Raw genomic sequence first — 26,217 nt, 5'->3', positions numbered from 1 at the left:
GTTTCACGCATCATATTGAAAAATTGGGGATATTTTTTTGAAGATTCTTTTTTTAAAACTATTTTACTTTTTTATGTCTGCGTTTTTTTTAATCATCTTTTTTTAAATCATCAAGGCGTCTTTTCAAATCAGCGTTATCAGCATGGATTTTCAGCACCATCTCCTTAAAAGTCTCAAACTCTTCGCGAGAAACAAGATCAAGTTTGTTTGCTATCTTTTCAGCCTGCACACGAAAAGCTGTTCCAGCTTCACGTCGTATGCCTTGCGCAACGTCAGCAGCATCCGTTGCTAATTTTGCTAATTCATCAAGAATACGATTTGATCCATTACGCATAACCTTTTTCCTTAAATTTTAATTATTGACGCACGCATTATAGCGTATTCTCATAACATTTAGATACTGTAATTTGTTCCTTTTACTCTATATTTTACATACTGTGCAGATTTTTCGTAATGATTTTGTTTAAGATTTTTTAATATTCCTTTTATCACCATATTTTTACCACGATAAATCAGTGGAAATCTCCCCCCCTTTCTGACTAGCCTCCCTACTGACTTGACCATTGTGTATTCATCTGTCATTTCTGATCATTAGAGTCACTTCATATTCATCTCGTATAATGTAAAATGCTTAATTCATGAACAATCTCGCCTGTCCAGCCATTGCTTTTCCGTCTTTTCTTGATCCTGTTATTATCCAGCTAGGTCCCGTAACACTTCATTGGTATGGACTTGGTTACGTGCTGGGTATTCTTTTTGCTTGGTGGTATGCGCAAAAATTATTAAAAAAAACATCTCTATGGTATAGAGGCCACCCTCCTATGGATAAAGAAAAGATCGGAGATTTTGTTGTCTGGTCTGCCATAAGTGTTGTTGTCGGAGGGCGTTTAGGACAAGTTCTTGTATGGGATCCCATTTACTATTTTAATCATCCAAGTGCTATTATTGCCGTATGGGATGGGGGAATGTCCTTTCATGGCGGACTTATTGGTATTATCATTGCTATGATCTGGTTTGCCCGTAAAAATCATATTAACATACGAGCCATGTTTGATATCATTGCTGCAGGTGCTCCTATTGGTATCGGCATTGTACGAATCTGCAACTTCATTAACCAAGAATTATGGGGTAATATTACTACACGTCCTTGGGCTGTTTGTTTTCCTCTCGATCCTTACTATTTACCGCGCCATCCAAGCCAGCTTTACGAAGCATTTATGGAAGGATTTCTTCTCTTCATCATCCTGTGTCTTCTTATTTTTGGGTTCAAAGCATTAAAACGTCCCGGTACTGTATCAGGAACATTTATTATAGGCTACGCAGTAACACGCAGCATTTCTGAAATTTACCGTGCGCCTCAAGAAGATCCAGAATGGTTTTCGACTCTTTTCCATTCTACTGGTTTTACCTATGGCATGGCTTTATCTCTTCCCATGCTTCTTGTAGGGTTTTATCTTCTTCTCCACGCCTTTAAATATAAATCGACAGAAAATGGCCAATCTCAAAGAAAAAATTAAAGAAATTATTGTCCTTAATGGACCAATCACTGTTAGCCAATATATGACGTTGGCACTCACCGATCCCCAATTTGGTTATTATCACACACAAACCCCTTTTGGACATGCTGGTGATTTCATTACAGCACCTGAAATAAGCCAATTATTTGGAGAGATGATTGGCATTTGGACTCTTGCAAGCTGGAAAGCTCAAGGGTGCCCTCACCCTTTTATTCTCGCTGAAATAGGTCCAGGACGAGGAACTTTGATGGATGACATTTTGCGAACTATCCAAAAGCTCTCTCAAACGGCATTTAATGCTGCTGAAATTTTTCTGATCGAAATAAGCAAAAAACTTGCAAAAGAACAAAAAAAACGCCTTTTCTCTTATCAAAAACAAATCCATAGCATTGAAAATTTTAATCAAATTCCTTCAAAACCTCTCTTCCTCATTGCTAATGAATTTCTCGATACACTCCCTATCAACCAATATATTAAAGTCAATGGAGAATGGAAAGAGCGCCGCATTACAGTCAATCAAAATGGAGATTTCATCTTTATTGCTGCCCCGCATAAACTTCCCTCTTCTTGTCTACAAACCTGTTGTTCTAAAGTGCCTGACGGAACAATTTTTGAACATGCCCCCTTACGGCATCAATTCATGCAACAAATCAGCCACCATTTAGTGCAAGTGACAGGTTCTGCTTTACTTATCGACTATGGTGCTTGTGAGCTTGCCTTTGGCGATACCTTGCAAGCACTCTCAAAACATAGATTTCGTGATGTTTTTGATGCCCCTGGTGAACATGATTTAACATCCCATGTTGATTTTTCTTTTTTAAAAAACATAGCTCTTGAACAGGGCTGTTTTGCTGAAATCTTAGAGCAAGGAGATTTTCTTTTTAAAATGGGGCTACTGGAGCGCGCAAACCAGCTTGGAGTTGGCAAAAATGCTCCTTTGCAAGACAAAATCCGCCAAGACATCGAACGGCTCACTAGTCCAGATCAGATGGGAAAATTATTTAAAGTTTTACATTTCAGTGATAAAAATATCTCCATACCTCCCCAATTTTGGTGATCGGCGCTTTTGTCAATAAGCACATCATTATCTGAAATATTCATTGACAAATATGAACATCTCCATCCTCATTTCAAATAATCTCCATAAGGAACTTTTATGAAATCTATCCCTCATCCCATTCTTGCAAAAAATCTTTCTACTTTACACCCCCATGGAATAAAACATGGATTTTTTACACGTCAAGGTGGTATTTCAAAAAATCTTTATCATAGTCTTAATGTTGGGAAAGGTTCAAATGATCAACTCGAATATATTGTACAGAATCGTCTTTTGATTGCCAATTATTTTTCTATTGAAGCGCAAAATTTAGTCACAGTTAATCAAATACACTCCTGTAACGTTGTCGTAGCTCATCAAGCAACTATCGGTGCACCTCCTCAAGCTGATGCTCTGGTTACAACCACCCCAGAACTCGTTATTGGGGTTCTTACAGCAGATTGCGGCCCCATTCTGTTTGCTGATCCACAAGCTAGAGTCATCGCTGCAACTCATGCTGGCTGGCGTGGAAGCTTAAATGGAATTATCGAGAAAACAATTGCTGTTATGGAAAAACAAGGAGCCAAAAGACAATCAATAACAGCAGTCCTTGGACCTTGTATTGGCCCCTATTACTATGAAGTAACAAATGAATTTTACGACCAATTTATTGATTACCACAGCAAATACCAAAAATATTTTTTAAAAACAGACAAAATAAATCGCTTTTATTTTAATCTATGGGCATTTATTATAAACCAACTCAAAGAAGCAGGTGTTAATGCTTCTTGTGTAGAGCTTTGTACCTATCAAGATGAACAGCGTTTTTTCTCCTATCGCCGTGCAATACACCGCAACGAACCCGATTACGGACGGCAGATTTCTGCTATTATGCTGAAAAACAAAAGATGAGCCCCTTTATGCTTGAGAACAATACCAAAACTGCAAAACTAAACTTTTTACCCAAATGTAAAAATAAATCCCATTGTACTTTGCTTTTTTCAAGAAATTATCTAGCAGCCCATAAAATATGATAGCCTTCGCTATGATCATTTTCAATGTTTGGTTATAATGATTGAAGGCAAGATGATACTTCTTTTTATTACTCCCCTTCATTCATCTTAAATATGAAGCATTCCCCATATTGAAAGTATTTTTATAAAGTAATAACCAAAAAGCTTAATCAATATGTATTTCTTTGCCGCATGGAGAAAAACTTTGCTCTAAAAGTAATAAACTTTTGGAAAAAGAGAAAACATACTGCATAGCTCTTTAATAATAATCGATAAAATTGTAAGGCTTTTGTAATTGTTCTCTTGCAATTTAATAAAAAGAAATTAAAAACCGTGTCGCATTCCCACCATGATGATTCAGAGGTTCTACTATGAAACTTTTCTGCGGAAATTCTAATCCACGCCTAGCTGAAGATGTTGCAAATTATTTGAACATCCCCTTAGGCAAAGCAACTGTAAAGCGCTTTGCTGATCAAGAAATTTTCGTAGAACTGCATGAAAATGTACGTGGACAAGATGTTTTTGTTTTGCAATCTACATCCTATCCCGCAAATGATCATTTGATGGAATTACTCATCATGATTGATGCCCTTCGTCGTTCTTCTGCGCGTCGTATTACAGCTGTTATCCCCTATTTTGGCTATGCCCGCCAAGATAGAAAACCAGGACCACGAACTCCTATTTCTGCAAAACTTGTTGCCAACCTCATTACTGAAGCAGGGGCCCATCGTGTTTTAACATTGGACCTTCATGCAGGACAAATTCAAGGTTTTTTTGATATCCCTACGGATAATCTCTATGCTGTTCCTGTCATTTCTCGCGATGTCAAAGTGCATTATTCTCTTGAAAATGTTATCGTTGTTTCACCTGATGTGGGTGGTGTGGTGCGCGCGCGCGCTCTCGCCAAGCGCTTGAACAGTTTGCTCGCTATTGTGGATAAACGTCGCGAAAGCCCCGGTGAATCAGAAGTTATGAATATCATTGGAGATGTATCGGGAAAAGATTGCCTTTTGCTTGATGATATTGTTGATTCAGGTGGAACTTTATGCAATGCAGCAAGTGCTCTGCTTAAACATGGTGCCAATAGTGTCACAGCTTATATCACGCACGGTGTTCTTTCTGGTAATGCAATCGAGCGAATTGCTAATTCAGAGATGAAAGAATTGGTTATTACAGATTCAATTATGCCAACACAAGCTATTGAGAAAACCCATAATATTCGTGTTTTGCCCATTGCCGACCTTATGGGAGAAGCAATAGCAAGGACAGCAGCAGAACAATCGGTTTCCAGCTTATTTGGTTAAAGTGGTTCCTTGGGGTCTCCCGGTGCTGTTTCAACACCAAGATCAGGAAAGGCAACAATACGTTGACCACTAAAATGCGTGTGAATAACAATAAGTCCACGCTCTTCAAAATAGGTTAAAAGTCGGCGTGCACGGCTTAAAGAATGAGTCCCATAAAGACGTGCTAAAAATGCATCAGATGGACATGGCTTTCCCCCTAATGCGGCCTGTGCCACGTTCAAGAAGACTCCTTGAACATCTTCTTCCAAACTTTCTGATATCTGCAAAATATGTTTCCAATGTTCACTGACAGCCGTTTGTTCATCAACAAAAGCCTGAGCAATAGCCAATTTACGCCGAAATTGTGAAAGATTAAAAGGAACCTTTGACATACCATGGATACGGCAACGAACTGAAAAATCTTGATAAAGCACCGCTGTTGAACGATAAAAAGCTTCAGAATCCTCAAGAATTTCCCGAATAATATGTTCTGCTTGCCCGTCACGCTCAACATCAGAAAGTTCAGGAAATAAACTTGGGTTTTCTTCTAACAACTCTTGTTTTTTATGCACGACCTCCTCTAACATCTCGTGCATTGACTTTTCCCTCATCGGCTCTCGTGTTTGTTTAAATGGCGTTAAAATTTCCTCTGGTGAAGCAGTAAAAACGAGCTCTTGCACATCATCCCGCTCTGTTGGAAGTGGCATTAATTTAGGGCTAGAAGAGCGTGCCAAAGTTTCAACAGAACCGATAATGATTGGTAAGGGACGTCGTGATAAAGCAGGGCCTAAAGCTATAAAATTTCCCCGTTCAAGATCTCTAAACATTTCCGCTTGGCGACGCTCCATCCCCAAAAGATCAGCGGCGCGCACCATATCAATATCTAAAAAAGTCCGCCCTATTAAAAAATTTGAAGCTTCAGCCGCAACATTTTTGGCAAGCTTAGCCAAACGTTGTGTCGCAATAACACCAGCAAGACCACGTTTACGTCCTCGACACATCAGATTGGTCATAGCGCTCAAAGAAATTTTACGCGCTTCATCAGAAACTTCTCCTGCCGCAGTTGGAGCAAACAATTGTGCTTCATCGACAACGACAAGCATAGGATACCAATAATCACGTTCCACATCAAACAGTGCCCCAAGAAAAGCCCCAACAGCACGCATCTGTTGTTCAGTATCCAAGCCTTCAAGATTAAATACCACCGAAACCCGATGTTGTCGAATGCGATGCGCAATACGTGTCAACTCTAGTTCGCTCCGTTGAGCCTCTACAATAACATGACCAAATTTATCTGCCAAAGTTACAAAATCGCCTTCTGGATCAATTACACAATGCTGCACCCACTTAGCACTTTGCTCCAGAAGACGGCGTAAAAGATGTGATTTCCCTGAACCGGAATTACCTTGTACAAGAAGACGTGTCGCCAATAATTCTTCCAAATCAAGAAGTGCTGGCATCGATTTATGCAAAGCACGACTTTCTGACATCTCACCCAAGGCAATCTCAACCTTCATAACATCTCCAGTGTTTGATTTTGAACATATCAGTGCCAGCACATATTGGTTGATTCTCCATCCACACCGTAATTTGTAACATTTCCTCCTTTTTAACGGTAGAAATCATCGATTTTTCCCACAACTCTTGCATCTATGAATAGTTTGAACTATAGAACAAACTTCTGCGTAGACACCCTTGGAGGCAACGTAGAATGGAGTGATCGCTGTTGGTTAGCGCATATCTTCATATCCATGCAAAAACTATTACTGTTTTTGAAGGATCTCCAATCATGTAAAAAGGACTTAAATTATGAGCAAAAGCTACACTCTTAAGGCCGAAAAACGCGAGCGGGTTGGTAAGGGGTCCTCCCGTGAACTTCGCCGCAACGGTCTTATTCCTGCTGTCATTTATGGTGAAAAACAACCACCTTTGGCAATAACAGTTCCCTATAAAGAAATTTTCTACAAAATTCATGCTGGTGGCTTTCGCACCACCATTGCAACGATTATTCTTGACAAGCAAAAAATTATGGTTTTGCCAAAAGATTATCAATTAGATCCCGTGCGTGACTTTCCCCTCCATGTAGACTTTTTGCGCATTTCAGCAAAATCCGTTGTAGAAGTGAATATTCCTGTCCACTTCCTCAATGAAGATACGGCACCTGGACTTAAAAAGGGTGGTGTCCTCAATATTGTTCGGCACGAAATTGAATGTACAGCTCCAGCAAGTGCTATTCCTGAAGCTATTGAAATTGATCTCTCCAGCTACTCTATTGGTGATTCTATTCACATTTCAGCAGTGCAACTGCCAAAAGATGTGACTCCCATCATCCAAGATCGAGACTTTACCATTGCAACCATTGCAGCTCCTGCTGGCATGGATGTCAGCGATGAAACTTCTGAACAAGAAAATGATGAAGAAGACACACAAACTTCATAAAACTCAAAAGGCGGGAATTTTTCCGCCTTAATTTATGAGACATTACCCTTACTCATACTTTGACTGAAGATACACATGTGGCTTATTGCTGGTCTTGGCAATCCTGGTTTACAATATCAAAATAACCGCCATAATATCGGTTTTATGGCTGTTGATGCCATTTATCAGTCCTTCTCTTTTTCTCCATGGTCAAAGAAGTTTCAAGCAGAAATCTCCAATGGTTTCATAAATAATGAGAAAATTTTTCTTATAAAACCACAAACTTTCATGAATCTTTCTGGTCAAGCTATCGGTGAAGCTTTGCGATTTTATAAATTAGATTTAAAGAATTTGATCATCATTTATGATGAACTAGACCTGTCACCGGGGAAAGTTCGTATAAAAATTGGTGGAGGACATAATGGGCATAATGGCATTAAGTCTATTGATGCCCATTGTGGTACTGACTATTGTCGTATACGCATAGGAATTGGTCATCCTGGAAGCAAAGAACTTGTTCATCAGCATGTCCTGGGAAATTTTACCAAATCTGATCAAGAATGGTTATCCCCTCTCTTAGAGACAATTGCAAAAAATATCGCTCTCCTTATAAAAGATGATAAATCCCTCTTTATGAATGAAGTTTCACAAACGATAAAACACAATCAGAACCATTGGCTTGCGTGTCCCAGTCGCGTGAAGAATATGAATAAAAACTCTTAAAAAAATCCTCTTATAAACTTTCTCAAAGGCAAAATCTGTTGGCAACGTGAGAAGCTAGAAAATAGAACAGAATACAAGCTTGTATACACCTTTGAAAAAGAAAGGCTTATATTCTCTTTTGAGAGAAAGAGAAGATTGAACAGCAAACACAGCTCTCTCCAATCTTCTCCCCTAAATTAAAAAAAATCATTTGGCTGAATGGTCGACTGTAGCGGATCGTAACCATTTGATTGTTGACTATAAACTGTAGGAATACTCCTATTGTTTTGCAATACCACAACACGCGAACCAATGGGAACACGATCATAAAGATCGATAATATCTTGATTAAGCAAACGGATACACCCACTTGAAATAGCACGCCCAATTGACCACGATTCGTGTGAGCCATGAATACGGAAAAGTGTATCTTTCCCATTTTTGAATAAATAAAGTGCCCGCGCACCTAATGGATTATCGGGCCCTGGTGGCATTCCTTTCCCAAGATGACCATAACGTTCTGGTTCTCGAGCCATCATAGCTGCAGTAGGAGCCCAATTTGGCCACCGACGCTTGCGCTGTATAACCCCCTCACCTTCAAATGCTAGGCCTTCTTTACCGACACCAATCCCATAACGCAAAGCTTTTCCATTTTCACCAATAAGGTAAAGAAAACACTCTTGCGTATCTATAACCAATGTTCCAGGCGCATAAGATGTATAATAAATCACCTCTTGTCGCCAATATTTTGGATCAATTGTCGCAAGATCAACAGCAGGTAACGAATAGGTCTCATTCGTTACAGGACCATACAAAGCCTGTATTTCTGGTGGAATGTATCGAACTTGTTGAAAAGGTACCGATGACATATCTGACTGACGTGTAGCACATCCAGCCAAAGCCAAAAGTGCTGCAATTAAAAAGGCACAACGAGATAACACTCTTCTATTTTCTCCGATTAATTATTTATGCAGATTTGCATACCATGAAAAACTTAGCACAATATTAACATTAATTCGAAGTTTTCTTATCCTTGTAACTAAGGAGAACAATAAGGTAAGAAGAACTAAGGTAAAAAAGTAGATACCTATTACTTTAGACTTTTTTCTCACTTATCGCAAGACCAGGACTATAACTCTTCTGAAAATATGCTATAAAAAGGAAGCTTTATCTTGACCATAAAATTAATAGAAAAGAAAGACTCTCATGGGCTTTAAATGCGGTATTGTCGGATTACCTAATGTCGGGAAATCAACTCTTTTTAATGCATTAACAAAAACAGCCACTGCACAGGCTGCCAATTATCCTTTTTGTACCATTGAACCCAATACCGGAGAAGTTGCTGTTCCAGATTTACGAATGGAAAAAATTGCATCAATCGCTGGTTCAAAAGAAATGATTCCTACACGCATTAACTTCGTCGATATTGCGGGACTTGTGCGAGGAGCTTCAAAAGGCGAAGGTTTAGGAAACAAGTTTTTAGCCAATATTCGCGAAGTCGATGCTATTGTCCACGTTTTACGCTGTTTTCAAAATGAAGATATTACCCATGTAGAGGGACGTATTGATCCTGTTTGTGATGCGACAACGGTTGAAACCGAACTCATGCTTGCGGATCTTGAAAGTCTTGAGAGACGAATCATACAAATCCGTAAACGAGCAACCGGAAAAGACAAAGAAGCTCTCACAATTTTACCTATTATGGAAAAAGCATTAAACATACTGCAACAGGGAAACCCTGTCCGGTTATTACTCAAAGATATTTCTTCCGATGAACACCACATTCTTAAGAGTTTGAATCTTTTAACCTCCAAGCCTGTACTTTATGTTTGTAATGTAAGCGAAAATGACGCCGCTCGTGGAAATAGCTTTACCCAAACAGTTGAAAAAATGGCAACAGAGCAAAATGCGCAAAGCATTATCATTTCTGCTTCTATCGAAGCGGAAATTACACAACTGAGTGATGCTGAAGCATCAGAATATCTCAATGCGCTAGGACTCTTTGAACCGAGTCTCAATCGCCTCATTCGCGCTGGTTACCATTTACTTGATCTCATTACTTACTTCACCTGTGGGCCTAAGGAAACACGAGCATGGACAATTACGCGTGGTACAAAAGCTCCCCAAGCAGCTGGTGTTATTCATTCAGATTTTGAGCGCGGTTTCATTCGTGCCCAAACCATCAGCTATAATGACTATATTGCTCTGGGTGGAGAAAGCGGTGCAAAGGAAGCAGGAAAAGCCCGCGATGAAGGAAAGGAATACATTGTGCAAGATGGCGATATCATGTTATTTAAACATAATACTTAAATCTTCACTCTGTCTTAATAGTTTATCTTGAAAACTTTGATAATAGCTCCTTGGAATCTTGTCGCAAAAATTCTCAAGAGCTTTTAGAACAAAAAAACTGTTGCTAGCATATGATTGTGATAGCAACAGCTTGGTCCATTAAAGAATAGAAATATAAAATTAGCGTGTCCAACGCCCTTCGTATTTAAATGTTGGAGCGTTCTTTAAAGAATCTTTTGTCGCATTTGTAATAAGTTTCCATTTACCATAATCATTTGTCATCTGGATTGTTTCTGGAGAAACGACCACATAACTCTCGCCTATGCCAAGAAAACCACCAACAGCAATAACAAATCCTGCAATATTATTTTCACGTAAAATAATATCTTTTACTTCACCAATATTTTCATCTTCTATATTATATACATTGGCGCCTATAAGACTGGAAGCAACAAAATCCGTTGCTAAAGGTGTCACATAACGCACAGACTTATCTATCCCCACCTGTACAATACCCGTCGAAGAGATCATTTCAGGTTTTGAAGGCACTTCAAAAGACTGAGCATAAGTACTAGAAACCATCAAAATTGACATAAGAGTAGTACATGCAATTTTTTTCATTTTAACATCTCCATTTTTATTTTGCTTTTACTTTATAAAACCTCAATGCATCATAAAAAGATTTGTTCCTTATGCTCTTTATACTCTATACTCTTTTGAGCCTTATCGCTTTACCCTTTTCTCTTTATTTCGTCTTTTATTTCTTTCTCTAATTCTTCTTCTAAACCACACCAAATACGATTTTTTAAAATATAAACAAACCCTGCAAAAATGATTAAAAATAAAATAACACGAAAACCGGTTTTTTTACGAATTTCCATATGAGGATCGGCAGCCCACATCAAAAAAGCAGAAACATCGCGCGCATAATGTTCAATGATTTCTGGGGTTCCATCTTCATAAGCAACCATACCATCACTCAAAGGAGGAGCCATAGTTAAAGAATTACCGGCAATAAAATAAGGATTATACCAATAACCATTCGCAATTTTTATCTCCTTCGGTGCCTTCTGATATCCTGTTAAAAGAGCTGTAATATAATCTGGACCAGCTGTATCATAATGAGTCAATGCATCAGTAATTAAAGCAGGAAACGGCAAAGATACCCCACGTGCACGTGCTATCAATGTCAAATCTGGAGGATAAGCACTATTCAAAATAAATCTTGCTTCTTCTTCATGTGAAAAGGGAGAAGGAAAACAATCCGTTGCAACCCCAGCACGTTTAAAAAATTTTCCTTCTCGATTAGGACCATCGCGCACTTCATATTGCCCCGCCAAAGCTTTGATCTGTTCTTGATCATACCCAAGATCTTTTAAATTGCGAAAAGCCACATATTTTAGCCCATGGCAGCTGGAACAAACTTGTCTATAAACCTTTAATCCGCGCCTCAATTGCGCCTTATCATAAAGCCCAAATGGACCTGAAAAACTCCATTCTTGTTTTTTAGGAACCTGTAAAGGAAAAGAAATAAATCCTTCTTCCTGATCAGAGGCATCACTCGCTAAACTCTGAGCAGAAAAACTCATAGCAACAATAACAACCAGCCCGACAAAAACATTTACCATAGTCTCTTTTTTTTCTGTTTTAAATCTTGCATAATTGAAGAAGGAAGAGAACAATTTTTTTCAAACGCTGGCAAAATCGGCAAAATAACCAAAAAAAATATAAAATAATAAACCGTAGCCAATTGTGTCCATAAAAGAATTTTGTCACTTATTTCTCTTGACCCCAACCAACCAAGAAAAACGACATCAATAACCAACGCCCAAAAGAAAATTTTATAAACAGGTCGATATCTTGCTGAACATATTTTAGAGCGGTCTAACCATGGCACAAAAATTAAAATGCAAATCGAACTGACGAATAAAACAAAGCCAACAAAGTTTGAAGAGAAAATACCGATATCAAAAGTTATAGTACGAAGCATCGCATAAAAAGGCAAAAAATACCATTCTGGAACCACACGAAGAGGTGCCTTTAAAGGATCTGCCACACTATAATTTTCAGCCTGCCCCATATAATCGGGCATATAAAACAAAAACCAGGCAAAGAAGATGAGAAAAACAGTAATAGCAAAAATATCTTTGATAAGCGCATAAGGCGAAAATGGAACTGTTTCCTTATCTGATTGTATAGCAAGACCCGTTGGATTGCCTTGCCCAACACAATGAATTGCCCAAATATGCAGCCCCACAAAAAGAAGCAAAATAAATGATAAAACATAATGGAAAACATAAAAACGATTCAACGTTGGTTGTCCTACGACATAACCACCCAGAAGTGTCTCATGCAACCATGTCCCCACCAAAGGTATCGTTTTTAAAAGCCCTGCAATCACTGAAGCCGCTGAAATAGACATCATCCCCCAAACAAGCACATAACCAAAAAATGCTATTGCCATCATGATGATATAAATAAAAATACCTGTAACCCATACCATTTCTCGCATATTTTTATAAGAACCATAATAAAGTCCACGTGCCAAATGGATATAAACAGCAATAAAAAAAAACGAAGAGCCTACACAATGCCATGGACGAAAAAGCCAACCAAACTGCCCTTCACGCCGAAATCGTTCACTGGTTTCAAAAGCCAAATGAATATCCGGAACATAATGCATAGCCAAGACAATACCAGTCAAAAGCTGTGACACAAGCATAATGGTCAAAATACCGCCAAATGTATAAAAGTAATTAAGATTACGCGGAACAGGAAAAATCACAAATGCATTATAAAAAAAACGAGGAAGAGGAAAACGCTTATCAAACCAACGGGCAAGTGCATTTTTAGGACAATAAGGAGAAAACCTTGCCATAACCTTATCCTATTTTGAGCAAAGTATCAGAAAGAAATTGGTAAGGAGGAATAGCCAAATTATAGTTAGCTGGACCCGACCGCACTCTTCCAGCTGTATCATAAACAGACCCATGACATGGACACAACCACCCTCCAAATTTCCCAGATTGCCCAAGTGTTATACAGCCTAAATGCGTACAAAGATTAATGACGATAAGCCAATTTTCACGTCCTTTACCTGCTGAACGTGCAAAATCCGTCGCTTCTTTTTCACCTTCAAGATTAGGATTGCGCGCTTGACGATCTTTTAGAAGTCTCAATTCAGTAGCGCGCGCATCAGCAATTTCTTTTGCCGTACGATTTCGAATAACAACAGGCTGTCCTCGCCACTTTACCGTTACTGACATCCCCTCTTCAATACCAGAAAGATCAACCTCAACAGAGGAAGATGCCAAAACAGCTTCATCTGGACGCAACTGACGGATAAAAGGCCACACAACCGCTCCCATTCCAACTGCTCCTGCAACAGCTGTTACCAAAAACAGAAAATCCCGCCTCGTTTGCTCACCCATGGCCTTAACTTAAAGAGACACTTTGCTAAAACATTCTTTTACCATACCCTCTCCCATTGTACAATGCTTGATCACTCCGTTACCTCAACCATAAAAACATCCCCGTAAAAAACTCCTGCCATTTGTATGGTTTATACAAAAAACTGTTTTATAATGATAATTCATCGTTTTACAGAGTGAATGAAATCCCTAAACACCGTAAGGTTTTTTCATTTCAAACCTATTCATATTAATCAATCAAAATTACTCCCCCGCCCGTGAAAATCAGAGATAGCATGTAAATAAACACTTCTAAAGAAAGAAACATAGTCTTGTTATGACCATATCTCAGTAAACAAGTTGAGCTTATCGGTTATTTCTTTAACACATTTACAGCATCTCTCCCTCCCTCAATTCCAACTGGTTGCATGAGTATTTTTTTCGCTTCTGTTTTTGCATAAAAAGCATATTTTGTTGATTTTAATTAAAATTGATGATCTAACCTCATTAAATATCCCACTTTTCAACATAATGAGCCAATTCATTTCATGGATTGCTCAATAAAATGAAGTCCCTAATAGGGAGCTTCTCTCTGATCCCAAACAGACCTGTATACATAACTTTTTCCCTGAAATTTAAAGGGAATAAAAATGAACCGTAAAAAACATGTATTTCTCAAAGCATATTTTTCGAATAAATTGTGGTGCTTCTTTACAAAGTCGAAAGAAAAATCATATTATAGAGAACATGACACTTCATATAGCTCTTTTCCAACCTGATATTGCTGGTAATACTGGAACGATTTTACGTCTTAGCGCTTGCTTTGGTTTACATGTGCACATTATTGAACCTGCAGGCTTTAATCTGTCGGATCGTAATCTCAAACGCGCAGGATTGGATTATCTCGAATATGCTTCCTTAGAACGACACATTGATTGGCAACATTTTATAAGCTCCATGAAACACTTTAACCGCCGCCTGTTGCTTTTAAGTACAAAAGCAAAAACATGCTATACGCAGATATGCTATCAAAGAAATGATGTTTTACTTTTTGGTCGTGAAACAGCTGGCGTTCCCGATTATGTTCATGAAGCGGCCGATTACACATTAAAAATTCCCATGCAACCACAGGCACGCTCTCTAAATCTCGCCATGAGCGTAGCCATAACAACAGGAGAAGCATTACGCCAAATTGGTTATCATGAAAGAAACTGTAATCTATAAAAACATAAATTATCACGAAAAACAATAATACAACATATAAAGAACAGTTAGAGCGTATAATGCCTATCATTTTCCAACAATTAAGTGCTGGTAAAATAAACATTTCTTAGTGCCCATCACATCCATTTCATATCACCTCATATCACCACCTATGAATGATTAAATACTCCTCATAGTAAAAATCCAGTGAACATCCCCCTCTTTATGGTCATACAAGGTGCAAACCGCTACCACTATTCTCTTTATTCGTTCTCATTTTCGAGAATCCTTATCTTTGAGATGATTCATAAGAGACATTTTTCCTCTCTGTAATCATTTTTCCTCACTTGTGACGTGTAAGGCAATAACTTTGATTGATGTAATATGAACAGGTTTGAAATAACCTTACAATATTGTGAACTCTTATTTCACATAAATAATGATTATTATAAATTAATATGTTGACTTAAAAAATATAAACAACAGTGAGTTTATAAACAGAAATATTATAAATCAATTTTTTCTAATAGTGCATGACGATCCATTAAAAATCCGCTTTCAATCCATATCATTTCTAGCTCTTTAAGCTTTTTTCCTAAAAGTACACCTTTTGTAAAACCTTTCTTTATTAAATCGTTACCATTAATAGGAAAAGTTGGAATTTGCCATTTTTGGGCAAATTGATAAAGCTTGACATAACCCTCTGCTTTTTGCAAAGCATCACTTTTTTCCAGATGATCAAGATGTGATGCAGCGACAGACAACGATAATTGATCTAAAACTGGCTGTCGTCCATGAAAATAAATCAGTTTTTGCACAAAATGATCAGAACAGTTTTGGTTTATTATTTCTAACTCTGCCCATTCTTTTAATCGCGTTGTTTCCTTAAGAGAAAAACGCAAGCGCTGTGCCATTTCATGAAGACGCATGGGATCAGGAGGAAGAAGGCTTTCTAGCCGTAACAATGGATCAACTTTCCAACCAAGATCCTGTTCTGTCTTCACCAATGCGTGAATTGCATCAATACCCCATCGTTCTGTTTCAGGAAAAATGAGTGCCAAAATTCTGCTTTGTCGCATCCATAAAAGAGCACGCGTTGGATCAAACGCCGCAAGAAGCTTTTTCATTTCTGCCCAAATACGTTCAGAAGAAAGTTTTTTTAAACCGTGTTTTAAACGAACACATGCCTTCAATCCTTGCACATCAGGTCGCCCTGCTCCATACCACGCAAAAAAGCGAAAAAACCGTAAAATACGCAAATAATCTTCGCCAATACGATCTTCTGCAACCCCAATAAAACGAACTGTTCGGCTAGCAATATCACTCAAACCTCCCACATCATCATAAAGGTTGCCAGCAGCATCACAATAAAGCGCATTTATCGTAAAATCTCGCCGTTCAGCATCTTTTTTCCAATCACGACCAAATGCCACTTTTGCATGACGACCATCTGTTTCAATATCGCAGCGAAGCGTTGTAACCTCATAAGAACATGAATGAGCAACTACTGTTATTGTACCAAAAGCAATCCCTGTAGGAATAGCTTTAAATCCTGCTTCTTCTACACGTGCAATAACCTGTTGCGGCAAACAGGTTGTTGCAATATCAATATCACTAATAGGCTGCCCTAGCAGTTGATTGCGCACTGCTCCCCCTACAATACGCGCCTCTTCCCCCTCCACAGACAAAACACGAAGAAGTGTTTGGATATCACTTTGTTGTAACCACGCAACCTGTTTGAAGTTCTGTCTTATATTCACCCTTTAACCTTTCAAAAAAGTTGTCTTCATTGCTTTAAAAAACTCTCTTCATAAAACAAATTTTTTAAGACATCCCTTATAAAGCACGTCTATTCTTCCAAAGAAACTTTTCTCTTCTATACGAATATGAAAAAAAACGGCATATGATACTTCATTTCTTCTCATTTTCTGTTACAAACAATAAGATATCCATTATCATGCAGAGAAAATTACCATTTTTGCGACAAACGCCTTAAGGAAGAAATATGAGTCAACATGATCCATCATCCAATTCTATAAAAAAGGTCAATATCAATCATGAAGCTCAAGTCATTATTGATGATATTGATACGGCACACAAAGAATTGGATATTTTACAAAAAGAAATTGACAAAGTTATTTTTGGGCAAAATCAGGTAATCGAATATGCTTTAATCGCTATTTTTGCTGGTGGTCACGCCCTTCTTGTCGGTGCTCCAGGACTTGCAAAAACACGTCTTGTTGAAACATTGGGAACAGTCTTAGGGCTTGATGAAAAACGCATCCAATTCACTCCTGACTTAATGCCATCGGATATTATTGGTTCTGAAATTATGGATTCCGATAAAGACGGTAAACGTTCTTTTCGATACATTCAAGGTCCTATTTTTACGCAACTTCTCATGGCCGATGAAATCAATCGTGCTTCCCCACGGACACAGTCAGCCCTTTTACAAGCTATGCAAGAATATCATGTTACTGTTGCAGGTAACCGTTATGATTTGCCACAACCTTTTCATGTTCTTGCAACGCAAAATCCTCTCGAACAAGAAGGGACCTATCCACTTCCTGAAGCACAACTGGATCGCTTTTTGATGCAAATCGATATTGACTATCCTGACCTCACAACAGAGCGACGGATTATTTTAGAAACAACAAAAGAAAAAAAATCAAATGCAAAACCAATTTTATCCGGCAAAAAATTGCAAAAAATTCAAAATATCGTTCGCAAAATGCCTCTTTCAGAAAGTGTGATCGAAGCTATTTTAAAAATTGTCCGCTCATCTCGCCCTCATAAAGACAATAGCCTTGCTAATACTTATGTTTCTTGGGGACCTGGTCCACGGGCATCACAAGCCCTTTCACTTTGTGTTCGCGCCCGTGCTCTTTATTATGGACGCTTAGCCCCTTCACTTGATGATGTTGAAGCATTGGCCTATCCTGTATTACAACACCGCATGGCTCTTAATTTTTCTGCCCGTGCTGAAGATATAACCGTAAAAGATATTATCAATAACCTTGTGAAAGATGCTCTTTGAATGGCACTTGGCAAAAAAGTTTTACAAAAGCCTCCATTGTCGCTGGCAAATGAACTGCATAAGGATACTGGCAAAATGCCATATTTCCTTTTACAAGCGCGTCATATCGCTAATACACTGATAACCGGATGGCACAGACAACGTAAAAGCGGTAATGGGGAAAACTTTTGGCAATTTCGTCCCTATATGGAAGGAGAATCCATTACCCGCATTGATTGGCGTCGCTCAGCGCGTGATGAAAATACGTATCTGCGCGAACACGAATGGCAAACGACACAAACCGTTTGGCTTTGTCCTGATCAGAGCGCATCAATGCATTACTGTTCGCGCTTTTCTAAAATCTCTAAAGGTAATCATGCCATTATTCTTACCCTTACCTTGGCATCCCTTCTTGCACGCAGTGGCGAACATATTGCTATTCCTAACTTAATGTCCCCCACAATGACATCCAATGTCGTAGAACGAATAGCCTTTGCTTTAGAAAATCATTCAGATGAAAATTTATTTCCGGATTTTTCAACGATTACACGCTTTTCACATGTCATTATAATGAGTGATTTTCTCGACTATCCTGAAAAAATCATCCAATATTTAACCGTTTTAACTACAAAACAAGTGACAGCGCATTTAATTGAAATTTCTGATCCCGCAGAAGAAAGCTTTCCCTACACAGGTCACACAGAATTTTTGGATCCCGAAACGAAAGAGAAACATGTTTCCACTAAAGCAGAAGATCTTCGTAAGAGCTATTGTAAACTATATCACGCAAGGCGACAAGAATTGGTAAATTTTTGCGCACGCCAAGGATGGTCTTATCACGTTAGTACAACAGATCAACCTTTAACAGAGACCATTTTTCATCTTGCAAATACAATGAGCGACTCTCCATTGCAAAAAAGGAGGGCACTTTGAGTTTTGCTGCTCCCTTTCTGTTACTAGGGCTTTTGTTCCTATCGGTCATTTGGTGGCTGTTGCGGATAACTCCTCCATCTCCGCGTAAAGAGCTTTTTCCCCCTTTTCGCTTCTTACCCAAACCAACTCATCAACAAGAAACAGCAAAACATACACCTTGGTGGTTGCTCTTGTTGCGTTTAACCATAGCGGCACTTGTTATCATAGCTCTAGCACGCCCCACTTGGAATCAAAAACCAATAAGCTTTTCCGGATCTCAACCCCTTGCACTCATTATTGATAATGGTTGGGTTTCTGTAAAAGAATGGAAACAGCGCATCTCTATCGCTGAAATGCTCCTTGCACAGGCAGAAAAACAGCAAAAAAATATTTATCTTGTTGCAACGGCTGAAAATAATATCTCCAATATAGAGCCCCAACCAGCCAAGATTATAAAACAGCATTTAATGCATTTGCAACCGCGTCCTTGGCCTGTCAACCGTGTGCATGCCTTCAAAAAACTCAGCGAAAGAACCAAAGGAAAACCTCTTGATATTGCTTATTTAAGTGATGGATTACAAACAAATGAAGATGAGCAAGCTTTTGCTCTTCTTGAAGAATTAAAACCTAGAAACTTCTTGTGGTATTTGACTGATATTTCCGATTTAACCGGCATAACATCCATAGAAAATAACAATGGAAACATGGGCGCGCGTATTATCCGCTCAACAACACACAGTAATACTCCCGCTATACTCAGCCTTTACGATTCAAATAATCAACTTCTCGGTCAATTTACGAACAAGTTCTCTGAAGGAGAAACAACAGCACTTGTTCCTTTTAATGTACCACTTGAACTACGCAATGATATCGCTTGGATAAAAATAAACAATCAAAACCATGCTGCAGCAACCTTCTTGGTAGATAGCCATAACAGGATAAGCCGTGTTGCTCTTCTCTCACCCGATACCAATGAAATGGCACAGCCTTTACTTGCTCCATTTTATTACATTATCAAAGCCTTACAAGGTCATACACAGCTTATAACAGCCGGTGGAAGAGAACTTTCAACGGATATTGATCATTTGCTTAAACAAAATCCATCTGTTTTGATTATGGGTGACATTGTTAACATACCCCCAAAAGCAGAAAAAAAACTTTCTGATTTTGTGAATAAAGGGGGAACACTCATCCGCTTTGCAGGAGAAAAACTCAGTAGCGCAGAACATTACGATAACCTTCTTCCGATACCACTGCGCCCAGGTCAACGTTCCCTTGGAAGTATTATGTCTTGGACAAAACCACAAAAGCTTGCCCCTTTTGCAAAAAATAGCTTTTTCTTTGGTCTTCCCTTTCCAGGAGATGTTACTGTCTCGCGCCAAATCCTCGCAGAACCAACCCCAGATCTTTTTGAAAAAACGTGGCTTAGCCTTTCGGATGGAACCCCTCTTGTTACCGCAGCAAAACGTGGTAAAGGAACCCTTATTCTCATTCATGTTGCTCCTGACCCAACATGGTCTAACCTTCCTCTTTCTGGCTTTTTTGCACAAATGCTGCAAAAATTAATCACATTAGGTTCTAACGAAAACACAAACCTAACACACAGAGAAAAAAGAACAGTGATACAAAACCCTTGGCGAACTATAGCCGTTGACGGACAATTACAAGTACCACCCTCTGATGTTGTTCCTTTGATCTTTGACTCTCAAAATCCACCCCATCCTTCCTACCATACTCCCCCAGGACTTTATGGTACCAAAAACAATTTTTATGCACTCAATCTCTTAACTCATTCGTCGCACTTGATGAAACAATCATCATTGCCAACTTCTCTTAATAAAAGCCCTTTATCTTACGATACAAAAGAAAAAAATCTTATCGGTCCACTTTTAGGATTAGCCATCTTATTATTCGCCTTTGACAATTTTCTCATTTTATGGATGGGAGATATTTTTTCTTTCATGAAACGGCGTAATATGTTTCTCGTCCCCTTTATAAGTCTTATTGCCTTGTTTTCATATGATCCAACTCTTCATGCACAAACGAAAGAAAATCATCATGATAGTGTACAAGCTGCTGGCGCAACACATCTTGCCTATGTTATAACCAATAATCATGAAATTGATACAACGAGTAAAAGTGGTCTAGAAGCGTTAAGTCAATTTATCGCAGAGCGCACGATGCTTACCCTTGGCTCTGTTACAGCACTTGATCTCGATAAAGATGAACTCTCTTTTTATCCTCTTATTTACTGGCCAATTGATGTTAAGAGTCCTATACCAACCCCCAAAAGCCTTGAAAAAATAAATAACTTTATGAAACATGGGGGAACAATTTTATTTGACACGCGCGATCAGATAAAGAGCAATCTTAATCTTGAAGGAGACGCTACTCCAGAAACGCAAAGATTACGAGATATCTTAAAAGAGTTAAATATTCCATCCATTGAGCCAGCATCAACAGATCATGTTGTTGCACGTTCTTTTTATATTATGCCAGATTTTCCTGGTCTCTACCGTGGTTCACCTTTATGGGTTGAATCCTCATCAACAAACAAAAAAAATAAAAACTCTCTTGCCAACGGCGATAACGTAAGTTCCCTTCTCATCACCGCAAATAACTTTGCCGGGGCTTGGGCGCTCGATGAAAAAGGGACATGGAAATATCCCCTTGTTCCCAATGATCCAATGCAACGTCTATGGGCATTTCGTGCAGGTTTAAATATTGTCCTTTATGTGCTTACAGGAAACTATAAAGCGGATCAAGTTCATGTTCCAGCACTCTTGGAACGCTTTAAAAGAGAAAGAAGGCAATGATATCATTTTTCACTTTTCAGCCTTTTTTACCACTCTTTTGGATTCTGCTCTTAAGCGGAATATCGATTCTTTTTGTTGTTGTTGGTCTTGTTACGCAACAGCAAGGTTCTTTATTTCGTCTGATGGCATTAAGCGCCCTTATCCTTGCTTTGCTCAATCCAATGATCATAAAAGAACAGCGCGAACCACTGAAAAGCACAGTAGGCATTGTCATTGACCGCAGCAAAAGCCAATCATTTGGAACACGTACAAATGATTGTGATGAAGCGCGCAGGCAATTAGTCGAAACACTGGCGCATTATCCACAATTTGAACCACGCTTTATTGAAGCTGGGAAACTTGCTGATAATCAATATGCACCCTCAACGAATTTGTTTGAAGCTTTAACACAGGCACTATCTGATGTACCGTTCTCTCGTTATGCAGGAACCATTTTTATCACCGATGGACAAGTGCATGACATCCCTGACCTATCAGATCTTCATCATGAAGCACCTCTCAATGCCCTGATTACAGGACACTCAGATGAATTTGATCGCCAAATCAAGTTTATTTCTCCTCCACGCTTTGCCCTTGTCAACAAACCACAAACGCTCTCCATTTTGGTAGAGGATAAAGGCCCCGCCAAAAAAACAATATCACAGAAAGCAAATATTACACTAAGCGTCAATGGACAAGACATTGGCCATTATTCTGTAACTCCTGGCGTGATTTTTCAAACTGAAATTACCCTTCCTCATGCTGAAAAAAATATTATCCAAGTTATAACTGATCCACACAAAGGTGAACTAAGCTTTGAAAACAACCGCGCCATAACAATTATTGAAGGAATCAGAGAAAATTTACGCGTTCTTCTTATTTCAGGTGCTCCTTATAATGGAGAACGGACATGGCGAGACCTTTTGAAAGGTGACTCCAATATTGATCTTGTTCACTTTACTATTTTGCGTCCCCCCACCAAAGCAGATAATACGCCCTCAAGCCAATTATCCTTAGTGGTCTTTCCCACAAGAAAACTCTTTGTTGAAGAAATTAATAACTTTGATCTCATCATCCTTGATGGCTACCAGCACTCTACTGTTCTCCCCTTAATCTATTATGATTATATCGCCCAATATGTACAAAAGGGGGGTGCATTGTTGATGGTAACAGGACCTGAATTTACCCAAAAAAACTCACTTGCGAAAACACCTTTAATAAGCATTCTACCGGCATTGCCCAATGGAACTATTATTGAAAAACCTTTTCGCCCCACATTAACCAAAGAAGGTGAGCGCCATCCTGTCACAAGGGGTCTTGCAACACTTAACCTTCCCGCTTCTCAATGGGGGCAATGGTTGCGACAAATTGCTATTCAAAACATAAATAACGGAATCGCCCTCATGAAAGGAGCGGATGAACAACCACTTTTACTTCTCTCGCATGTTGATAAAGGACGTGTAGGCATGTTGCTTTCTGATGAAAGTTGGCTTTGGGCACGAGGTTTCGAAGGCGGTGGTCCTTATGCTGCTCTTTATCGTCGTATTGCCCATTGGCTCATGAAAGAACCAGAACTTGAGGAAGAAAAATTAAGTGCGACCAGCAGCCATCATCATTTAACAATTCGCCGCCAAACTCTAAAAGACCATCCAGAACCCGCTGAAATAATCTTTCCCTCTGGAAAAAAAGAAAATATTACTCTGACCAAAGAGAAAGAAGGCCTTTTTACTGCAACTGTGACCACTGATGAGACAGGAATTTTTAACATTAAAAATGGCGGTTTAACAATACTTTCTTCTGTAGGGATGCTCGATAATCTTGAGTTGTTTGACTTGATTTCAACACAAGAAAAACTAGCCCCCATTATTAAGCACACTGGTGGCTACATCGGACGTTTACACCCTGAAGGAAAAGAAAACATTCATCTTCCTCCATTTAAGCTGATTCAATCAAAAACAAGTCCGTCCTCTTCCCCAGCACATTCAATTGTTCTGAAAGAAGCAACAGAAACCCGTTTAATCAATACCTTTTATTTTTCGATATTTTCTGGTTTTTTTGCACTGCTTGCTTGCCTTTTACTGTTGAGCAGCATGTGGTATTATGAAGGCCGTTAAAAAGTCTGAGATTTCGTATAATAGTTTTAAAATTCAGCTTATCTTTTTACGTATTTGCTTGTCTTTTGTAATTAGATAACGTATTGATTTATAACTCAAAATACAGTGGAATTCTCCTTATTTCCAATATCCTCATATTAAAACAATAAAAAACATTCTCTTGCGTATTATTAGAAGGGATGCTGTATGGATAGAAACCATTGAAGAAAAGAGTGAAATACCTCTTATGAATCCTCTTAAAGCAAAGCAAGGATTTTCATAAAATTGGGGGAAAATAGTATGATGTTTTTTATTTGCACCTTGTATAAGTGTAGAGATGGTAGTGTACAGTAAGCCCTATATAGTTCACAGAAGCTTTCCATTATAATATCGAGTACCATCGTGAAATTAGCTCAAACGCATTGAGAAATGTTTTTTTACAAATATGTGAATCTACAACACAATGATATTTTATTAGGGATATTCTATTTGGAACATTCCGCTTGAGACATTCTTTTTTGCAAGCTAATTTTCATTTTACAATCTTTCTTGCCTTTAAGCACTAACTTATCTTATGTTTACTCTTTAAATCGTTTTTAATACTTTACGAGCTTTTATGTTTTATCTTGCCCATATATCGGATGTACATCTTTCCCCTCTCCCGCAACCTTCCCTTTTTGAACTTTCTGGGAAACGTCTTACCGGTTATCTGAACTGGCAAAAAAAACGTAAGAGTCAGATGGCAACAGATGTCCTAGAAACTTTAATAGATGCCTTGAACAAAACAAAACCTGATCACCTTGTGATCTCTGGTGATCTTGTAAATCTTGCTCTCGATAAAGAATTTGTACAAGCTCATCGTTGGCTACTTAACCTAGGAAAACCTCAAGATATTTCTTTGACATTTGGAAATCACGATGCCTATGTCCGCGGCGCTTTACAAAAAGCATGCACTCTCTTTAAACCTTGGATTACAGGTGACATCCCTCAAAAAAGTGCCTTTCCTTATATGCGCATTCGCAAAGATGTTGCCATCATAGCAGCTTCTTCAGCCATTGCGACATTGCCTTTTCAAGCTTCTGGCTATTTTGGTAAAATGCAAGCGCAAACTTTACCGCTCTTTTTAAAGGAAGCAGCACAGCGCAACCTTTTTCGTGTCGTCATGATTCACCACCCCCCCTTTCCAAAGGCAACGTCTTGGCATAAAAAACTACGGGATATAAAACGTTTTCTAGACATTATCAAATACCACGGTTGTGAGCTTATTCTTCACGGACATACTCATTTACCCACATTGAATTACATTGAAGGACCAATTAAAAAAATTCCTATTGTTGGTGTTCCTTCCGCATCACAAGCTTTTGGTGATAAAAAACCGCCCGCAGGCTTTAATTTATTTTCCATTGAACGCTTACAAAATCAATGGCATTGCCAATTACAACGTTATAGCATTATCAACCCCAAAAACGAGATTGCATGTACTGAAAAAATTAATCTTTAAACACCTTCATAGTTGCCCAAACAACCAAAAATAAAAACATTTTTATTTCATATCCCTTTGGAAATCATAATTCTTATTTCCCTTTTTCTCCTTAAAAGATAAAGTTTCACCTTCTCTGTCAATAGATCAATTTTTCTCAGACAGTTCCATCTGCTGCCCCACTTATGTGACTAGCTTTTTACAAACTTATCGGTTTTCTTCCTTCCCGCTCTAAAGGACGAAAATTCTACCACATCTGATTTATAAATAATTCGGATTCTTGTCTCACGGGTTCCAGCTGCTAATTGCGCATGTGATTTACTTCACAAAGCTCTACACATAAACCCTGCTTTGAATTTCATCATCCACTCCTCCAAAAGCATCTAATGCGTAAAATCCTTATATTATTACAATGATGATATTTTATAGAATAATAGAGAAGCTCATTCAGCTTCTATACCTGAAAATCAATGGCTAAAAAAGCCAAATAATAACTAAAGTATATAATTTAAATAACCCAACCTACTTGTGATTCATAAACAAATGATGTTGATTGATTTATCGTAAATAGATTTGAAATGATCCATTACTATTTCACTCAAAATTTATTATCGTACATTAAAAAGTTAGGAAAAATAATAGATTATATTTCGATAACAGACATAGGTAATAATGTTTTTTATGTCTCAATAAATTCCTAATTTTCTCTCTATTTTTTCCTATAAATCACTTTATAATACTCTTTATAATTATTTTATTATTGAGTTATATTGCGGATGTAATTTTACGTTCTTTAGAATTTTTTTGCGAGCTTTTTGTTATTAAATAAAATATTTTACGATACCGCAAAACAGAAAAGTTGATTGTATGAAAGATCTTTCAAATAAAATAAAATGCCATTAGCTTGCCAATTCACATGTTGGTTTAAAAAAGCATCTTTTAAAGCACCCAAACCTATTTCCCGACGGTACCTATGAATGATGTAATGTTAAGTCCATTTAGCAACACCATCTTCACGTTTATGGAAAAGCAAGCTAGTATCAAAATCTC

At 38.3% G+C, this 26,217-nt stretch carries 21 protein-coding genes; 13 read left to right on the top strand and 8 right to left on the bottom strand.

Going from position 1 to position 26,217, the window contains the following annotated elements:
* Window positions 1–88: 88 nt before the first annotated feature.
* Window positions 89–334, bottom strand: coding sequence for an accessory factor UbiK family protein (locus ACFIMA_RS01615; protein WP_273791228.1), 246 nt, complete (start codon window positions 332–334; stop codon window positions 89–91).
* Between the two features lie 304 nt (window positions 335–638).
* On the opposite strand from ACFIMA_RS01615, the gene lgt reads away from it, so the two are divergent.
* The 4 genes from lgt (at window position 639) to ACFIMA_RS01595 (ending at window position 4,870) form a co-directional block, all read left to right on the top strand.
* Window positions 639–1,517, top strand: coding sequence for a prolipoprotein diacylglyceryl transferase (lgt, locus tag ACFIMA_RS01610; protein WP_375652299.1), 879 nt, complete (start codon window positions 639–641; stop codon window positions 1,515–1,517).
* A complete protein-coding gene (locus ACFIMA_RS01605) occupies window positions 1,492–2,574 on the top strand; it encodes a class I SAM-dependent methyltransferase (RefSeq protein WP_375693028.1) in 1,083 nt (360 codons plus the stop codon). Before lgt ends, ACFIMA_RS01605 begins: the two co-directional genes overlap by 26 nt.
* A gap of 99 nt (window positions 2,575–2,673) precedes the next feature.
* Window positions 2,674–3,465 (top strand): peptidoglycan editing factor PgeF, encoded by a 792-nt coding sequence (pgeF, locus tag ACFIMA_RS01600; RefSeq protein WP_375693027.1) that lies wholly within the window; start codon window positions 2,674–2,676, stop codon window positions 3,463–3,465.
* A 472-nt stretch (window positions 3,466–3,937) separates the two neighbouring features.
* Window positions 3,938–4,870 (top strand): ribose-phosphate pyrophosphokinase, encoded by a 933-nt coding sequence (locus ACFIMA_RS01595; RefSeq protein ID WP_375606345.1) that lies wholly within the window; start codon window positions 3,938–3,940, stop codon window positions 4,868–4,870.
* Here ACFIMA_RS01595 and ACFIMA_RS01590 read toward each other — a convergent pair.
* Window positions 4,867–6,366: a helicase HerA domain-containing protein gene (locus tag ACFIMA_RS01590; RefSeq protein WP_375611181.1), complete on the bottom strand. Its 1,500-nt coding sequence runs from the start codon at window positions 6,364–6,366 to the stop codon at window positions 4,867–4,869. The genes ACFIMA_RS01595 and ACFIMA_RS01590 overlap by 4 nt on opposite strands.
* Before the next feature lie 292 nt (window positions 6,367–6,658).
* Here ACFIMA_RS01590 and ACFIMA_RS01585 point away from each other — a divergent pair, with 292 nt between their 5' ends.
* Together ACFIMA_RS01585 and pth are read left to right on the top strand one after the other, a co-directional pair.
* Window positions 6,659–7,288 (top strand): 50S ribosomal protein L25/general stress protein Ctc, encoded by a 630-nt coding sequence (locus ACFIMA_RS01585; RefSeq protein ID WP_375611180.1) that lies wholly within the window; start codon window positions 6,659–6,661, stop codon window positions 7,286–7,288.
* 75 nt (window positions 7,289–7,363) lie between these two features.
* A complete protein-coding gene (gene pth / locus ACFIMA_RS01580) occupies window positions 7,364–7,990 on the top strand; it encodes an aminoacyl-tRNA hydrolase (RefSeq protein ID WP_375612982.1) in 627 nt (208 codons plus the stop codon).
* Between the two features lie 176 nt (window positions 7,991–8,166).
* Here pth and ACFIMA_RS01575 read toward each other — a convergent pair whose 3' ends face one another.
* Window positions 8,167–8,910, bottom strand: a complete 744-nt coding sequence (locus ACFIMA_RS01575) for a L,D-transpeptidase (RefSeq protein WP_375611178.1) — start codon at window positions 8,908–8,910, stop codon at window positions 8,167–8,169.
* Between the two features lie 265 nt (window positions 8,911–9,175).
* Here ACFIMA_RS01575 and ychF point away from each other — a divergent pair, with 265 nt between their 5' ends.
* Entirely contained in the window at window positions 9,176–10,279 is a 1,104-nt protein-coding gene (ychF, locus tag ACFIMA_RS01570) for a redox-regulated ATPase YchF (protein WP_375668219.1), read from the top strand.
* Between the two features lie 159 nt (window positions 10,280–10,438).
* Here ychF and ACFIMA_RS01565 read toward each other — a convergent pair whose 3' ends face one another.
* The 4 genes from ACFIMA_RS01565 to petA form a co-directional block, all read right to left on the bottom strand.
* A complete protein-coding gene (locus ACFIMA_RS01565) occupies window positions 10,439–10,879 on the bottom strand; it encodes a PRC-barrel domain-containing protein (RefSeq protein WP_375611176.1) in 441 nt (146 codons plus the stop codon).
* Window positions 10,880–10,989: 110 nt separating this feature from the next.
* A complete protein-coding gene (locus ACFIMA_RS01560) occupies window positions 10,990–11,886 on the bottom strand; it encodes a cytochrome c1 (protein WP_375636227.1) in 897 nt (298 codons plus the stop codon).
* The gene (locus ACFIMA_RS01555; protein WP_375693026.1) at window positions 11,880–13,136 is read right to left on the bottom strand and encodes a cytochrome bc complex cytochrome b subunit; all 1,257 of its coding nucleotides are present in this window, start codon (window positions 13,134–13,136) and stop codon (window positions 11,880–11,882) included. The genes ACFIMA_RS01560 and ACFIMA_RS01555 overlap by 7 nt, the downstream gene beginning before the upstream one ends.
* Before the next feature lie 4 nt (window positions 13,137–13,140).
* The gene (gene petA / locus ACFIMA_RS01550; protein WP_375611173.1) at window positions 13,141–13,689 is read right to left on the bottom strand and encodes a ubiquinol-cytochrome c reductase iron-sulfur subunit; all 549 of its coding nucleotides are present in this window, start codon (window positions 13,687–13,689) and stop codon (window positions 13,141–13,143) included.
* Between the two features lie 726 nt (window positions 13,690–14,415).
* On the opposite strand from petA, the gene ACFIMA_RS01545 reads away from it, so the two are divergent.
* The gene (locus ACFIMA_RS01545) at window positions 14,416–14,892 is read left to right on the top strand and encodes a tRNA (cytidine(34)-2'-O)-methyltransferase (protein ID WP_375612986.1); all 477 of its coding nucleotides are present in this window, start codon (window positions 14,416–14,418) and stop codon (window positions 14,890–14,892) included.
* 485 nt (window positions 14,893–15,377) lie between these two features.
* Here ACFIMA_RS01545 and ACFIMA_RS01540 read toward each other — a convergent pair whose 3' ends face one another.
* Entirely contained in the window at window positions 15,378–16,631 is a 1,254-nt protein-coding gene (locus ACFIMA_RS01540; protein WP_375612987.1) for a CCA tRNA nucleotidyltransferase, read from the bottom strand.
* A gap of 245 nt (window positions 16,632–16,876) precedes the next feature.
* Here ACFIMA_RS01540 and ACFIMA_RS01535 point away from each other — a divergent pair, with 245 nt between their 5' ends.
* The 5 genes from ACFIMA_RS01535 to ACFIMA_RS01515 all read left to right on the top strand — a co-directional run bounded on the left by ACFIMA_RS01535 (window position 16,877) and on the right by ACFIMA_RS01515 (window position 25,188).
* On the top strand, window positions 16,877–17,908 hold the full coding sequence (locus ACFIMA_RS01535) for an AAA family ATPase (protein WP_375612988.1): 1,032 nt from the start codon (window positions 16,877–16,879) through the stop codon (window positions 17,906–17,908).
* Window positions 17,909–18,820, top strand: coding sequence for a DUF58 domain-containing protein (locus tag ACFIMA_RS01530; protein WP_375612989.1), 912 nt, complete (start codon window positions 17,909–17,911; stop codon window positions 18,818–18,820). It begins immediately after the preceding gene.
* Window positions 18,817–21,615, top strand: coding sequence for a DUF4159 domain-containing protein (locus ACFIMA_RS01525; protein ID WP_375693025.1), 2,799 nt, complete (start codon window positions 18,817–18,819; stop codon window positions 21,613–21,615). The genes ACFIMA_RS01530 and ACFIMA_RS01525 overlap by 4 nt, the downstream gene beginning before the upstream one ends.
* On the top strand, window positions 21,612–23,708 hold the full coding sequence (locus ACFIMA_RS01520; RefSeq protein ID WP_375693024.1) for a glutamine amidotransferase: 2,097 nt from the start codon (window positions 21,612–21,614) through the stop codon (window positions 23,706–23,708). The genes ACFIMA_RS01525 and ACFIMA_RS01520 overlap by 4 nt, the downstream gene beginning before the upstream one ends.
* 595 nt (window positions 23,709–24,303) lie before the next feature.
* Entirely contained in the window at window positions 24,304–25,188 is an 885-nt protein-coding gene (locus ACFIMA_RS01515) for a metallophosphoesterase family protein (protein ID WP_375612992.1), read from the top strand.
* The last annotated feature ends 1,029 nt before the right edge of the window (window positions 25,189–26,217 follow it).

Source organism: Bartonella sp. AP88HLJMH, from assembly GCF_042195605.1.
Classification (GTDB): Bacteria; Pseudomonadota; Alphaproteobacteria; order Rhizobiales; family Rhizobiaceae; genus Bartonella.
Note: the sequence above shows the minus strand (reverse complement) of the source record. Positions and strands in the feature narration are given on the sequence as shown.